Consider the following 13,747-nt stretch of genomic DNA (forward strand, 5'->3'; position numbering starts at 1 on the left):
CACAAATTCGGATCTGTCGAAAATGCGCACCGAAGCCTTAAAATTTCGCCGACACCCCGTCATGCGACAGTTTCGGCATTCCGCAGCGGCGGGGGTTAACCCGTAAACCCGCCCTCTTCCAGATATTGCATTTCCTCCTCGGTGCTTTCGCGGCCGAGGATCGCGTTGCGATGGGGAAAGCGTCCGAAACGCGCGATGATATCGCGGTGGTGCTGGGCATACTCGACGTTCTCATCTGTGCCGACGCGTTTCATCCACGCGATGCACGCATCCTGATCCTCGAGCTTTTCCGAATGCATCAGCGGAATCGCGAAAAACTGATTGATCTCTTCCGAAACGGTCTCGTGATCGCCCCGCTCGAGCGCCATCAGGCCGATCTCCTTGGCCCGCTCGTCGGTTTCATAGGCGCGCGGCGTACCGCGAAACATGTTGCGCGGAAACTGGTCCAGCAGGATGACGAGAGCAAGCGCGCCGACGGGCTCTTCCGTCCAGGCATCGAGGCGTCCCGAAGCTGCCTGCTCGTAGATGTCCAGAAACCGATTGCTGATGGTCTCGTCGAAGGTCTCGTCCTTCGAGAACCATTTTTCCGGCCCTGCATTCCACCAGAATTCGACGATCGTATCCGGCGCCACCGCGTATGTGCTCATCGAACGATGTTTCCCTTCAAGTCTCAGGTTCGGGTCTCAGCCCCGATATAGATGCTGTGACGTTGCGAAAAAGACGAAATGGCATAAACCCGGGCCATGCGACACCTCGATCTAAAAGGGCTCAAATGCCCGCTGCCGACCCTGAAGGCACGCAAGGCGTTGAACGACGCGGCTGCCCGCGAAAAGCTGAAAATCACGGCGGACGATCCGATGGCGGCAATCGATCTGCCGCATTTCGTCGCCGGCTCCCGGCACCGCCTGATCGACAGCGGCCGCGAGGGCGAAACGCTCTGGTTCATCGTCGAAGCCGGACCTGAGACAGCATTCACCGACGACCTCAGCTGAAGCTCATTCCAGGCACTGCCAGCGGATTATCCTCGATCGCGGTGCGATCCGGCGCGTCGGCCCTGACACCGCCCGTGAAGGCTGCGAAAAGATCGCGGACACGGTCCTCGTTCAGATGATCGCCGATGATGACGAGGCGCGACTGGCGCCGCGCGCCCTCACGCCAGGAAGGAAGCCGCGCCGGCGGATGGAGATAGCCGCGAACGCCATGAAGGACCAGCGGCTGGTCCAGATGCTCGGTGGTCAGAACGACGCCCTTCATCCGCAGGATCTTGCCGCCCTCGAAACTGCCGAGCATTTCGAGAAACGCGAAGACCGCCTGTTGCGGGATCGGTGCATCATGGACGAGCGCCATCGAGCGGACGCTCCCATGCCGATGATGGTTGTGGTGGTGCTCGTGATCCGCCTCACCCGCATGATCGCGGCCGAGCCATTCAGCCGGGTCACCAAGGGTTCCGTCCATTTTCGACAGGCCGCAATCGAGAATGCGATCGGCGAGCGTATCAGCCTCATTGAGGGCGAGGATATCGGCATGGGCGTTGACGGCACGGATCGCACCGCCAAGCTCCGCGCCACCACCGGGGACGAGGTCCGACTTCGAGAGAAGGATGCGATCGGCAACCGCGATCTGCCGCGCCGCCTCCACCTGTTCGAACAGGTTCGCCTCCCCGTTCACCGCGTCGACAACGCATATGACGGCATCGAGTGCATAGGCGCTGGCGAGAACCGGATGGGTCATGATCGCGGCAAGGATCGGCGTCGGATCGGCCAGTCCGGTCGTCTCGACGATGACGCGGGAGAGAGGGCGCCCGTCTTTCGTGCGCAGGGCAAGCCGCTCCAGCGTCTCGACCAGTTCGCCGCGAACCGAACAGCACAGACACCCGTCCGACAGCTCGATCAGCCCATCGCTGACTTCCGCTTCGACAAGCATCTGATCGATACCGACCTCGCCGAATTCGTTGACGACGACCGCCGTGTCGGTCACCGACGGCTCGGAGAGCAGACGGTTGAGAACCGTCGTCTTTCCTGCGCCGAGAAAGCCGGTGAGAAGCGTCAGGCGAATAGGCGCGCGGCTTTCACGCGAAGGGCGTCTTGGTTTGGTCATGGGCGAGAGATGGGCGTGCCGGCTGATCCGGGCAAGCGCTCAGGCCTGATTCCGGTACCGGGACCGATGCCCCGGCCCTATCCCGGCTGAAGGGAAGTCCCGGCTCAGCGCGAAGCAAATTGCGGAACTGGCATGTCCGGTGCCGGTTCGCCATCGATCGGGGCCGCAGCCGCAACGTTGTCATTATCGGCCGTGTCTGCCGGATCGGTGCGATCGCCGGCCTCCACCTCGTTACCCGGCTCGTCCACGCTCTCTCGCAGCACCGCGGCAGCAAGAAGGTTCTGGGCATCCTGAGGCTGTGCCGGACGGAATTTCGGAAGCGGAATGCCATAATTCTCGATGAGGGAAATGTTCGCCGCGAAGTGCTCTCCGGCGGCGGCGCCCCCCAGCGAGACACGGATCGCCTTCGGCGAGCGGCCCATGTCATGCAACAGCTTGGAGCCGTAGACCGTGGCCTTGTCCTTGCGATCGGCAACCCGGTCGTTGGCGCGCGCCGTGCGTCCCTCGCGCGAACAGATATAGCCGGAGACATCCAGCGTTTCCGTTTCATCGCCAACGATGGGCAGGTCCTTCACCGTTTTGTAGTCCCCGTCCGGATCGGCCTTGAAGGCGGCATCGTAGAGCTCGGCGGACAGGGTCTCGCGCTCGATCGTGCCATTCGCGCCGAGAACGACTGCGATCAATGTGCGATCGTCGCGGGTCACGGCAGAAACGAGATTGAAGCCACCGGCACAGATATAACCGGTTTTCATGCCCTCTGCGCCGTCGAAGCGGCCGAGCAGCTTGTTTCCGTTCTTCATCAGCTTGCCGTTGAAGACGATGGCCTCCGTGCCGAACCAGTCCTTGTATTCTGGGAATTCCTGGCGAATCGTCATCGCGAGGATTGCCAGATCCTTCGCGCTCGAATGCTGCCCTTCGCCCGGCAGGCCATGGGCATTGACGAACTGCGTATCGCGCATCCCGATGAGACCGGCCGTGCGGTTCATCATCGCGACGAAGGTTTCATTCGATCCGTGGCCAAGGGTCTGGCCGACGGCCGTCGCGACATCGTTCGCCGATTTGACAAGCATCGCACGGACCGCTTCGTCGAGACGCATGACAGAGCCCGGCGGAATGCCGAGCTTCGACGGCGCCTCGTTGGCGGCCTGACGGGTCATGACGACCGGCGTGTCCCAACCAATCGAGCCGACCTTGACCGCCTTCAGGGCGAGATAGGCCGTCATCAGCTTTGTGGTGGACGCCGGATAACGCCGCTCGGTCGCGTTCGTCTGGGACAGGACCTTTCCTGTCTTCAGATCGACGACGATGGACGCGATCGACGTCTTTGCGTCCTCAGGCTTTGCATCTTCGGCCTTGTCCGCCGTTTCCCCAGCCTCGGCCGAGATCTCCTCGTCGTCCGCCTGGGCAAAGGTCCGCGCCGTTCCGCCAAAGGTGATCAGGCTCGCGGCCAGAAGAGCTGCGAGAAGCGTCCTCGATGCTGAAAAGAGCGATGCGTTCAACCGAAAACCTCATTGCGTATCAGCCCGTCGTCCGGGCCAGCTCCAAGCGACACTTGCGCGAGAGCCACACATATCCATTATCTGTGATCACTGGGTAGTAATCTACCCATGTGACGCAAGAATGGCACAGATCGGAAGACATTGCGGAAAGGTTCACATATCACCCTTCCCACACCTTTAAGACAGCTCAGCGAATTCGAGGCTCCATGCCCGTCAATAACCGCATCGCCGATAGCGCTCCCGAGTTTTTCGAATGGCGCAGACACCTGCATCGAAACCCCGAACTCCTTTACGATGTCCACGATACGGCGGCCTTCATCGGCGAAAAGCTGACCTCTTTCGGCTGCGATGTCGTGGAAACCGGGATCGGGCAAACCGGGATTGTCGGCCTGATTCACGGCCGGAACGGCTCAGGTGGCCCCATGATCGGCCTCAGGGCAGATATGGATGCGCTTCCCGTCATGGAGGAATCCGGCGTCGGATATGCCTCAGAGCGGCCGGGCCTGATGCATGCCTGCGGCCACGACGGGCACATGACGATGCTTCTCGCAGCGGCGCGAAGCCTTTGCGAGACACGACACTTCGACGGGACGGTCGCCGTCGTTTTCCAGCCTGCGGAAGAAGGCGGCGCCGGCGGCGAGGCCATGATCAAGGACGGCCTCTTCAGCCGGTTTCCGATGTCGCGCATCTACGGAATGCACAATCTGCCCGGTCTGCCCATCGGCCAGTTTGCCATGTGTCCGGGGCCCATCATGGCCGCGGTCGACATCTTCAAGGTCAAGGTTCACGGACGCGGCGGTCATGCGGCCCTCCCCCACGGAACGGTCGACCCGATCGTCGCCGCGAGCGCCATCGTCCAGGGCCTTCAGTCGATCGTGTCGCGCAATCTCGATCCCTTGCGCAGCATGGTGGTGTCGGTGACGGAATTTCATGCAGGCTACGCTCACAACGTGATCCCGGACGAGGCCGTCTTTTCCGGCACTGTCCGTTGCCTCCTGCCGGAACTGAGGGGCTATGCCGAGGAGCGCATCCGCGCGCTGTCGGAAAGCATCGCCACAGGCTTCGATGCGAGCGCTGAGGTCGAATGGCGCAGCAGCTATCCGCCAACCGTCAACGACGCCGAAGAAGCGGCGTTCTGCGCTGAAATCGCCTCCGACATCGTCGGCGCGTCACAGGTTGAGGCGAACACCAAGCCGCTGATGGCAGGCGAAGATTTCGCTTACATGCTTGAAGAGAAACCGGGCGCCTATATCTTCGTCGGCAATGGTGACAGCGCCGGTCTTCATAGCGCCAAGTATGACTTCTCAGACGATGCTCTTGTTTATGGAGCAAGCTACTGGGTCGCTCTAGCAGAAGCAAAGCTCTCCCAATTTCACGGGGCTTGAGCTTGATGCACATCGCAGGAAAGACATTGAAACCACGCGACCGTATCAACCGAAAGTGCCGCGAGGGCGCGCGGTCCGGTCGGTTCTTGAGTATACGCCTGAACCGCATCGATGATGGGCAAGCGACCCGTCAAGTTCTTTTCAAGTATCTGAATATCGCTGCCATGAGAGCGGATCATAACAGCGGTGATCAAATGTAAGGCCGCCAGCTTAAATTCGAAGTGGCACCGTTTCTTCAAAGGTTTCAATATCGTATGCTTCCCCATTGGCAAGCGTGCGAATGCGAACATTGTCTTTTGGGGTTTTCTCATTCAAGAATGGCGCGTGAAACTACCCACGGCAAAGTGAGCGAGGTCGATGGAGTGGATCGATCTTGGCATCCCCTTCGGCCGCTATCAGCCAGGTTGTCTGAAGAAGTTTGGAAAGCGGAATGACTGCACTCGACCGAGCATTGATCAAACGGCTCGATCTCGTCGCGATCTTGGACGACGACGACCGTGCAGCACTTCGCGCGCTGCCTCTCATTGCGAAGACAGTCCAGGCGGGAGCTGACATTGCATCACACGGGCAGGAGATCAGGCATTGTTGCCTCCTGGTCGATGGTCTCACCCATCGTTATCGTACCCTGCGCTGCGGAAAACGGCAGATCATCGCCTTCCACGTCTCAGGTGACATTCCGGATCTGCACAGCCTGAAATTCAATTCACTCGACCACAGTCTCGCAGCGACCGTGCGCAGCGATATCGGGCTCATTCCCCACGATGCGATCTGGAACCTTTGCATGGACCGTCCGAATATCGCATCCGCACTCTGGCGCGAGACGCTGATCGACGGCTCCATCTTCCGGCAGTGGATTGTGGCGCTCGGACGGATGTCGGGCATCCAGCGAACCGCGCATCTCCTGTGCGAACTGATGATGCGGATGCACGCCATGGGGCTGGTGGACGGCAAGAAATACCATCTTCCCCTGACGCAGAACGAACTGGCCGATGCGCTCGGCCTGACAGTCGTGACCGTGAACCGCACCCTTCAGACCCTGAAGCAAAAAGGGCTCATCACGCGCGATCGCTTCTGGCTGACGATCAAGGACTGGGAAGGTCTTGCGGAAATTGCGGAATTCGATCCGGGCTATCTGCATTTTCGCGCCGAGCCGCCCATGATTGTGACCGACGGAAGAATGGATGAAGCCCCACTGACGGAAGCGGCTCAATAGAACGCAATACCTTGGATCGGAGTCGACAGTCCGCTCTTCTTCGTCTGTCCGCATGGTGCTGTGCAAAAAGTCGCCCAGCTTGCCGGCCGGGTGCTCCTGCCGCATTCAGCCCATGAATTGTCCGCCGTTCACCTCAATGATCTGGCCAGTCACATAACCCGAGAGTTCCGGAGCGCTCAGGAAGAGATAGGCCGGCGCGCAATCGTCAGCCTCGCCGAGCCGCGCGAGGGGGATGGCTGCTGCGGTCTTTTGCAGTTTTTCTTCCGACGAGTAGCGCCGGTGAAAATCCGTCATGATCGTACCGGGTGAAACGGCGTTGACCCTGATTTGATCGGGCGCAAGCTCCCGCGCGAGCGCCCGCGTCCAGGTAGAGATGAAGGCCTTGGACGCCGAATAGAGCGAGGAGCCGGGCGAGCCGCCCACCGTCGCCGAGATCGACGACGTGTTGACGATTGCAGCGCCTCGAGCCTGTTTGAGCGGATCGAGAAGTGCCGTGGTGAGTTCAACCACCGAGCGCACATTGAGATCGACGACCCGGTCGAATTCGTCTCGGGTCACGGTCTCCGCCTTGAAGCGCCCTTCCATGGTACCGGCATTGTTGACGAGTGCGTGCACGGCTCCGTTCGCCTCGGCGGCGATTTTCGCCGCAAGCTCCGTCCCCGATCCCGGTTCGGAGAGGTCCGCCGTCAGAAGAAAAAGCCGGTCTCGTTCAGTCGCCGATACGCGCCTGAGAAGATCCGTTTCGGCATGGTCGAGGCTGCGTCCCGCATGAACGATCACCCTTGCGCCGCAGGCCAGAAACGATGCCGCGACCGCCGCACCGATCCCTCGCCCCGCACCGGTCACGACGATAGTCTTTCCCTGAAAGAGGCTGTCGCTGAATCCGAAAGACATGTTGCGGGTCCTCGCTGCGGTGATTGCGTTTGCCGTCAGTGGTGCTGGCGCTTGCCGCTTCCGAACAATCCGGACAGCACGGCTTCGAGGGCCAGAAGCAGCCAGGCGACGATAATCAGACCACCACCCAGCGGTGCGGCACCCTGAAAGAGACGATCGCCAAGCCAGATGCGGGATGCGAGATCACCGGAAAAGCAGGCGAGGCCGATGGTCATCAGCAGCGCGATCGGACCGATCAGCCGCAAAGAGCGATCCGCCATGATCGAGAGCGCCAGAAGCACCGGCGCATGGGCAAGAAGAATGCCCGCGGCCGGGATAGCCAGGCCCTGATCCACCGTCCCGTGGGAGGCGTAGGCGGCAAAACCCACCCCGCTCGCGCCCACCAGCGCGGCCAGAAATTGTATGAAAGCTGGCACAGCGCGTCTCACTTCTTTCTGAGATCGCTCCATTTCGGCGGCGCCGACCGCTTGTCACGACGCCAGGCCGGCTCCAGCGCCTTGCCGGTGAAGAACTCCTCCCGGGGCCGGCCGTCGGCGATGCTCTCGCCCGACTTCGGGGCGACTTTCGACATCTCGTCGAGCACCGAGCCGGGCCAGAGATGATAGCCGACCGTATAGGACGCCTTGGCAAGAAGATGCGCGGCGATCGGCGCCGTCAAAAGGAAGAAGAAGATGGCCGCAACTGCACGAAGCGCTTCCGCTGTCGATTCCGCATGAAACGCTAGAGACAGAAGCAAAAAACCGGCGCCGACCGCCCCGGCTTTTGAGGCCGAGTGCATGCGCGTGTAAAGGTCTGGCAGCCTGACGAGGCCGAGCGAAGCCAGAAAGACGAACATCGCCCCCGCAAGGATCAGCAACGCATCGAAGATTTGCAGAAAAGGGCTCATCATGATCCGGTGTCCTTTCGCGCCGCCGCGATCCGGTCAGACTGTGGGTCCTTGAATGGCAATTGCTCGAGGACTTCCTCCTCTGTCTGTCCACGGGCCAGAATGAACCGCGCAAACGCCACTGTCGCAAGGAACCCGACGAGACCGAGCGCGATCGCGACATCTACATACAGGGTGTAGCCGGTTTCAATGCCCACCAGCGCGATGAACGCGATAGAGACCGAGGTCAGCATGTCGAGACCCAGAACCCGGTCGGGAAGCGTGGGGCCGCGCACGATCCTGAAGACGACGAGCAGAAAGGCAAGGCCCAGCAGGATCTGGCTGACGAGGATGACGAGCTCGTAGAAACGTTCGGCATAGTCGGCAAAGCTCATCGAAACGCCTCCAGTATCATGCGCTCGAAACCGTTCGCGATGTCTGCACGCGCGGCCTGCGGATCGGAGCAATCGAGCGCGTGGACATAAAGCGTCGAGCGGTCTTCCGAGACGTCGACCGACAGGGTTCCGGGCGTGAGCGTGATCATATTGGCCAGAAGCGTAATCTCGAAATCGGTGGTGGCTCTCAGGTGATAGGCGAAAATGCCGGGCTTCAGATCCATCTTCGGATAAAGAACCAGCGTGCCGACCCGCCAGGCCGACTTCAGCAGCTCGAGCAGGAAAAACAGGACGAGCTTCAAGATGAGCCAGCCCCGCTGCATGTAGCCCGACCCGCCGACCTGATTGCGGATCAGGAAAAGCGCGAGCGCGCCGAGCACGAACCCGAAGATCAGGTTCAGAATCGTGAAAGAGCCGGTGATGACGACCCAAATCAGCGAAAGGATGAGATTGATCAGATAGAGGATCATGGACGTCCCCCGAAGACGGAATCGATATACTGGCTCGGATCGATCACGCCGGTCGCGGCCGTGTCCGTCATCGAGAGCAGCCATTCGGGCCAGACCCCCGCAGCGACGACGAAGGCCGTCAGCATCAGGAGCGGCACGAGCGAGAAGGCCTTGTCGGGGCCTGCCGCCGTGAAATGCTCCTTGACGATGCGTGTTCGTTCGGCCTCGCTGTCAGCCTCCACGGCCGCGGGCAGCGAGCGCCAGAAGCCGAGCGCGAACACCCGTGCGCTGGCGATCGTCAGGAGAAAGCCCGAGAAGAGGACCGTGGCCGCGAGCCATGGCATGTCGGCGCCGATCGACGCGCGGACCAGGAAGACCTTCGGCCAGAAGCCCGAGAACGGCGGGAGGCCGGACACGGCGAAGAGCAGCATCAGGACAATTGCTGCGAACAGCGGATTGTGACGCCAAAGGCCGCCCATATGATGCAGCGACGACGTATTCGTGAGATGGGCCGCGACGCCGGCGGCAAGATAGAGTGCCGTCATCACCACGATCGAATGCAGCGCATAGTAGATCGCGCCTGACATGCCCACCGTCAGGGGGCCGCTTGTCGCATCGGCTGCGAGATCGGGCAGCGAGAGGCCGACGAGAATTGTTCCGATGCCTGCGATGACCATGTAGTTGAGAAGCCGGCGAAGATCGCTTTGGGCAAGGGCACCGAAGCCGCCGACCAACATCGTCAGCGCTGCGACCCATGCAATGACCGAGGAAAGTTCGGCCCGCTCAGGCGGGAACAGCATCAGCATGACCCGGATCGCCGCGTAGATGCCGACCTTTGTGAGGAGGCCGGCGAACAGCGCGGAAGTGACGAAACGGGGCGTATGGTAGGAGGCCGGCAACCAGCTGTTGAGCGGAAAGGCCGCCGCCTTCATCGCGAAGGACACGAAATAAAGGGCGACCAGAGTGAAGAGCGGCGCGGTGTTTTCCATCACGGCCGCCTTGCGGGCGATATCGGCCATGTTGAGCGTGCCGAACAGGCCGTAGAGGTAGCCCGTCGCGATGAGGAAGAAGGTGGTGCCGACGAGATTGAGGAAGCAGTACTTCGTCGCGCCGTCCAGCTGTTCGTCCCGCGATCCGAGAACCATCAGACCGAACGAGCCAATTAGCAGCACTTCGAACCAGACGTAGAGATTGAAGATGTCACCGGTCAAAAAGGCGCCCGAAACACCACCCATCATCATGAACAGGAACGGGAAGAAGCCATAGCGCCGTTCGATCCGATCGACGCTCGCCGAAGCGTAGATGCCGCAGGCGAAAGCCACCACGCCGGAGGCGGCAAGGAACAGAGCCCCCATGAGATCGACGGTGAAGGCGATGCCGAAGGGCGGCAGCCATCCGCCCATCATCATCGTCACGGTGCCCTCTGAATAGACCCGCCACAACAGGCCGATATCGGCGGCGAGAAGCAGGACGAGCCCCGGAATGGCGACAAAGGGGTGCAGATCGACGCGCTTGCGCATCATCAGCATCGCGGCTCCGAAGAGGAAGCAGATGACCAGCGGCGAAACGGTGAGATAATCCACCGCCTCGACCGGCACCTGTGTCATCGCCTCCGCTTTGAGCGCTGCAAGGTCTTGCGTGGCCATAGGCTCAGTATCCAAGGGGCGGAAGCCCCTCCCCCTCAGGTTCGGCGACGCGCATCTCGTCGGTGTCGTCGGTGTCGAGCTGCTGATAGGCGCGGTAGGACAGGACGAGCAGGAACGCGAAGAACGAGAACGCGATCACGATGGCCGTCAGAACGAGAGCCTGTGGCAGCGGGTTGGAGATTGGATCGACTGGAACGTCGACGCCGTTGGGGATCAGCGGCGGCGCCATCGTCGTCAGTCGTCCGTTGACGAAGATCGACAGATTGACCGCATTCGAGAGAAGAACGACACCCAGCAGCATCCGGATGATGTGTTTCGACATCAGGAGATAGAACGAGACGCCGTAAAGTGCGGCGACGACGAGGGTAAGCGCGACCTCCATCAGTCGGACTCCCTTTCTTCAAGTGCGAGCGCGATCGACGAAATCGTGCCGACCACGACGAGATAAACCCCGATATCGAAGAACAGAACCGAAGACAGTGCGATCTCAGTTCCGAGGAAGGTCGGGAAGGCCCATACGCCCGTGAGGAATTCATGGCCGGTGAAAACCGACGGCAGACCGGACAGCACGGCCAGCATAAGGCCCGCCCCCGCGATCGCGACGGGATGGAAAACCATCGCGCGACGAACCGGCGCGACCCCGCTTGCAATACCGTAGATCGCAAAGGCCGATGCCGCGATGAGCCCCCCGATGAACCCGCCGCCCGGTTCGTTATGCCCGCGCAGGAGAACAAAAATCGAAAAGAGAGCCATCAGCGCCGTCAGATACGGCGCCGTGAAGCGCAGAATGATCGTTCTCATGGCGTCTGCTCCAACGGATCGGGTTGGCGTTTGCCGATCCGGCCGACCCGGATGCGGATGAGAGCGAGGACAGCAAGACCGGTGACCATGACGACGCCGATCTCACCCATCGTATCGATGCCGCGGAAGTCGACGAGAATGACGTTCACGATGTTTTTGCCGTGGGCGATCGAATAGCTGTACGTCTCGAAAAATTTCGACAGAGAGTCGTCGAAGGGCGTCTGAATCACCTTGAGAAGGAACAGGCCGAAGGCCGCGCCGACGAGAACGGCAAGCGAGGCATCGGGCAGCTTCTGGGAGAGCGGCCGGTGATCGGTCGGCGAGAGCTTCAGGCGTGTCATCACGAGCGCGAGGATGACCACCGAAAGGGTCTCCACCATGAACTGGGTGTAGGCGAGATCCGGAGCGCCCTGAAGCATGAAGATCAGCGCCACCGCAAAGCCCTGGATGCCGAGCGAGACGATCGCGGTCAGGCGGTTCTTCGCGAGGACCACCGCGACGATGCCGATCAGAACCAGCGCCAGGGCGATGTATTCGAGGAGAAGAATGCCCTCTGGATAGTCCGGCATCTCCGGGAAGCCACCGGCCCACCACATGGACGCGAACAGGGCGACGGTCACCACGAACACGGTGGACGTCATGTAATAGTCGAGCCGTCCCGGCTGAACGATCCGCGTCACGAAGCACGAGAACCGAACCAGGCCGCGCATCAGCTGGTCGAAGCCGTAGTCGGGCCCCCATCCGATAGCCGCAAGGAGGCTGGCGAGGATCGCCCGGAACCGTGAGGACACAAGATAGATGACGACGCCGAGAGCGATGGTGATGCAGGACAGTGCGAAGGCAAGGTTGAGATGGGGTATCCAGCTGATATCGATATCGACCGGCGCGCCGTAGGACGCGCTCGCCATCGGGATCGAGAACAACTCGTGATAGACGCCGTAATAGATCGCGCCCACACAGGACATGACGCCGAGAACCAGAGGTCCGAACCAGACCCTGAAGCCGCTCTCATGCGGATGATCGATATGGGCAGGCTTGGCGCCGATGAAGGGCTGCAGCCCGACGATGAACGCGGCCGCGAACATCAGCGCATTTCCGGCAATCGCCGCAACGAGAATGGCGATGTGATAGGCGTCCGCGTATCCGAGCGCGTAATAGATCTCCTCCTTGGCGAGGAAGCCGATGAAAGGCGTCAGACCACCCATGGACAGCGCGCAGAGGAGAGCGGCGATGAAGGTCAGCGGCATGGGTCTGGCAAGGCCGCCGAGCCGGTGGATCTCGCGGGTGTGGGCGCTGTGGTCGACCGACCCCGCCACCATGAAGAGCCCGCCCTTGAAGAAGGAATGGGCAATCAGATAGAGGACCGCCGCCCCGATCGCCGTCTCCGACGACACCCCGATCATCATGACGAGAAGACCGAGGGAGGCGAGCGTCGTATAGGCGAGCGTGATCTTGATGTCCGTTGCTCGCAGGGCGAGCAGAGCCCCGACCACAAGGGTCACGGCACCGAATGCCGGCAGGATCGTCATCCAGAGCGTGGTCTCGCCCAGCGCGGGATGTAGCCTCAGGAGCAGGTAGACGCCGGCTTTCACCATGGTCGCCGAATGCAGATAGGCCGAGACGGGCGTCGGCGCTTCCATCGCGTTCGGCAGCCAGACATGGAACGGCATCTGCGCCGATTTCGTGAAGGCGCCGCCGAGCACCAGGACCAGAACGACCCAGTAATAGGGACTGTCGCGCAGGACGTCGCCGGCTTCGAGGATCGCGGTGAGCGATGTCAGACCAAAGAGTTCGCGAATGACGATGACGCCCGCGAGGAGGACCAATCCGCCGCCGCCGGTAATGACCAGCGCCTGGATCGCACCGCGCCGCGCCCGCTCGCGGGTGTGATCGAAGCCGATCAGAAGGAAGGACGTGATCGAGGTCAGCTCCCAGAAAACGAAGAGCGTGATGAGATCATCGGCGACGACGAGCCCCAGCATCGAGCCCATGAACATGAGCATGAACGAGTAGAAGCGGCCCTGATCCTTGTGCCCCTTCATGTAACCGCCGGCATAAAGGATGATCAGCGTGCCGATTCCGGTGATCAACAGGGCGAAGACCATCGAAAGCCCGTCGAGCCGGAAGGAGAACGCGACGTCGAAGGAGGGAATCCACTCAAAGCCCCAGCGATACACCGTGCCCTGGGCAACCTCGAAGACGCCGCGCAGGAAAATCATGAAGGCCGCAGCCGGCGCGAGGGCGAGAAGCCAGGTTGAATGTGATTTCAGAACGGAGGTGAGAAGAGGCGCGAGGGCCGCCGCGAGGAATGGCAGTATAAGCGCGACATAGCCGAACTCGGAGACGAAGCCGTTCAATTCGTCCATCAGCGCCTTATCCCCTCTCGCGTCTCACGTTCGGCTCTCCGAACACATCGGTCCCTACTTCATAGAAACCGTGTTCGCTCGGGGCAAGCCGTTGCGGCCGCGAAACCGCGTTCTCCACGCCCGTTGCGGTAACATCT

Annotated in this window: 16 protein-coding genes; 3 read left to right on the top strand and 13 right to left on the bottom strand. The window is 61.2% G+C overall.

The genetic code is table 11. The features are described 5' to 3' along the window. Window positions 1-95: 95 nt before the first annotated feature. A complete protein-coding gene (locus ABDX79_RS09105) occupies window positions 96-647 on the bottom strand; it encodes a DUF924 family protein (protein WP_346219968.1) in 552 nt (183 codons plus the stop codon). 96 nt (window positions 648-743) lie between these two features. Here ABDX79_RS09105 and ABDX79_RS09110 point away from each other — a divergent pair, with 96 nt between their 5' ends. Beyond that, window positions 744-992, top strand: a complete 249-nt coding sequence (locus ABDX79_RS09110; RefSeq protein ID WP_346219969.1) for a sulfurtransferase TusA family protein — start codon at window positions 744-746, stop codon at window positions 990-992. Here the strand turns inward: ABDX79_RS09110 and ABDX79_RS09115 are convergent. Together ABDX79_RS09115 and ABDX79_RS09120 are read right to left on the bottom strand one after the other, a co-directional pair. Beyond that, a complete protein-coding gene (locus ABDX79_RS09115) occupies window positions 985-2,097 on the bottom strand; it encodes a CobW family GTP-binding protein (RefSeq protein ID WP_346219970.1) in 1,113 nt (370 codons plus the stop codon). The genes ABDX79_RS09110 and ABDX79_RS09115 overlap by 8 nt on opposite strands. A gap of 104 nt (window positions 2,098-2,201) precedes the next feature. Beyond that, window positions 2,202-3,596, bottom strand: a complete 1,395-nt coding sequence (locus ABDX79_RS09120) for a D-alanyl-D-alanine carboxypeptidase family protein (protein ID WP_346219971.1) — start codon at window positions 3,594-3,596, stop codon at window positions 2,202-2,204. Window positions 3,597-3,802: 206 nt separating this feature from the next. On the opposite strand from ABDX79_RS09120, the gene ABDX79_RS09125 reads away from it, so the two are divergent. Continuing rightward, window positions 3,803-4,981 carry a M20 aminoacylase family protein gene (locus tag ABDX79_RS09125; RefSeq protein WP_346219972.1) on the top strand — a complete coding sequence of 393 codons (1,179 nt, stop codon included), beginning with the start codon at window positions 3,803-3,805 and terminating at the stop codon, window positions 4,979-4,981. Here ABDX79_RS09125 and ABDX79_RS09130 read toward each other — a convergent pair. Next, a complete protein-coding gene (locus ABDX79_RS09130; protein WP_346219973.1) occupies window positions 4,969-5,271 on the bottom strand; it encodes a hypothetical protein in 303 nt (100 codons plus the stop codon). The genes ABDX79_RS09125 and ABDX79_RS09130 overlap by 13 nt on opposite strands. Window positions 5,272-5,411: 140 nt before the next feature. Here ABDX79_RS09130 and ABDX79_RS09135 point away from each other — a divergent pair, with 140 nt between their 5' ends. Next, complete coding sequence (locus tag ABDX79_RS09135; RefSeq protein WP_346219974.1) at window positions 5,412-6,194, top strand: Crp/Fnr family transcriptional regulator; 783 nt, start codon at window positions 5,412-5,414, stop codon at window positions 6,192-6,194. Between the two features lie 105 nt (window positions 6,195-6,299). On the opposite strand, the gene ABDX79_RS09140 is transcribed toward ABDX79_RS09135, so the two are convergent. From ABDX79_RS09140 to ABDX79_RS09180, 9 genes are read right to left on the bottom strand one after another with little or no spacing between them, the layout of a single operon-like run. Then, the gene (locus ABDX79_RS09140) at window positions 6,300-7,088 is read right to left on the bottom strand and encodes an SDR family NAD(P)-dependent oxidoreductase (RefSeq protein ID WP_346219975.1); all 789 of its coding nucleotides are present in this window, start codon (window positions 7,086-7,088) and stop codon (window positions 6,300-6,302) included. 35 nt (window positions 7,089-7,123) lie between these two features. After that, entirely contained in the window at window positions 7,124-7,504 is a 381-nt protein-coding gene (locus tag ABDX79_RS09145; protein WP_346219976.1) for a DUF423 domain-containing protein, read from the bottom strand. A gap of 8 nt (window positions 7,505-7,512) precedes the next feature. After that, on the bottom strand, window positions 7,513-7,977 hold the full coding sequence (gene mnhG / locus ABDX79_RS09150; protein ID WP_346219977.1) for a monovalent cation/H(+) antiporter subunit G: 465 nt from the start codon (window positions 7,975-7,977) through the stop codon (window positions 7,513-7,515). Next, the gene (locus ABDX79_RS09155; protein ID WP_346219978.1) at window positions 7,974-8,348 is read right to left on the bottom strand and encodes a cation:proton antiporter; all 375 of its coding nucleotides are present in this window, start codon (window positions 8,346-8,348) and stop codon (window positions 7,974-7,976) included. Before ABDX79_RS09155 ends, mnhG begins: the two co-directional genes overlap by 4 nt. Next, window positions 8,345-8,818 carry a Na+/H+ antiporter subunit E gene (locus tag ABDX79_RS09160; RefSeq protein ID WP_346219979.1) on the bottom strand — a complete coding sequence of 158 codons (474 nt, stop codon included), beginning with the start codon at window positions 8,816-8,818 and terminating at the stop codon, window positions 8,345-8,347. The genes ABDX79_RS09155 and ABDX79_RS09160 overlap by 4 nt, the downstream gene beginning before the upstream one ends. Then, entirely contained in the window at window positions 8,815-10,443 is a 1,629-nt protein-coding gene (locus ABDX79_RS09165) for a Na+/H+ antiporter subunit D (protein WP_346219980.1), read from the bottom strand. The genes ABDX79_RS09160 and ABDX79_RS09165 overlap by 4 nt, the downstream gene beginning before the upstream one ends. A 4-nt stretch (window positions 10,444-10,447) precedes the next feature. Beyond that, window positions 10,448-10,825: a Na+/H+ antiporter subunit C gene (locus ABDX79_RS09170; protein ID WP_346219981.1), complete on the bottom strand. Its 378-nt coding sequence runs from the start codon at window positions 10,823-10,825 to the stop codon at window positions 10,448-10,450. Next, window positions 10,825-11,244 (bottom strand): Na+/H+ antiporter subunit B, encoded by a 420-nt coding sequence (locus ABDX79_RS09175; protein ID WP_346219982.1) that lies wholly within the window; start codon window positions 11,242-11,244, stop codon window positions 10,825-10,827. Before ABDX79_RS09175 ends, ABDX79_RS09170 begins: the two co-directional genes overlap by 1 nt. Continuing rightward, window positions 11,241-13,610, bottom strand: a complete 2,370-nt coding sequence (locus ABDX79_RS09180) for a putative monovalent cation/H+ antiporter subunit A (RefSeq protein ID WP_346219983.1) — start codon at window positions 13,608-13,610, stop codon at window positions 11,241-11,243. The genes ABDX79_RS09175 and ABDX79_RS09180 overlap by 4 nt, the downstream gene beginning before the upstream one ends. Window positions 13,611-13,747 lie beyond the last annotated feature (137 nt).

This window comes from Fulvimarina fulva (assembly GCF_039652615.1).
In the GTDB taxonomy this organism is placed as follows: domain Bacteria; phylum Pseudomonadota; class Alphaproteobacteria; order Rhizobiales; family Rhizobiaceae; genus Fulvimarina.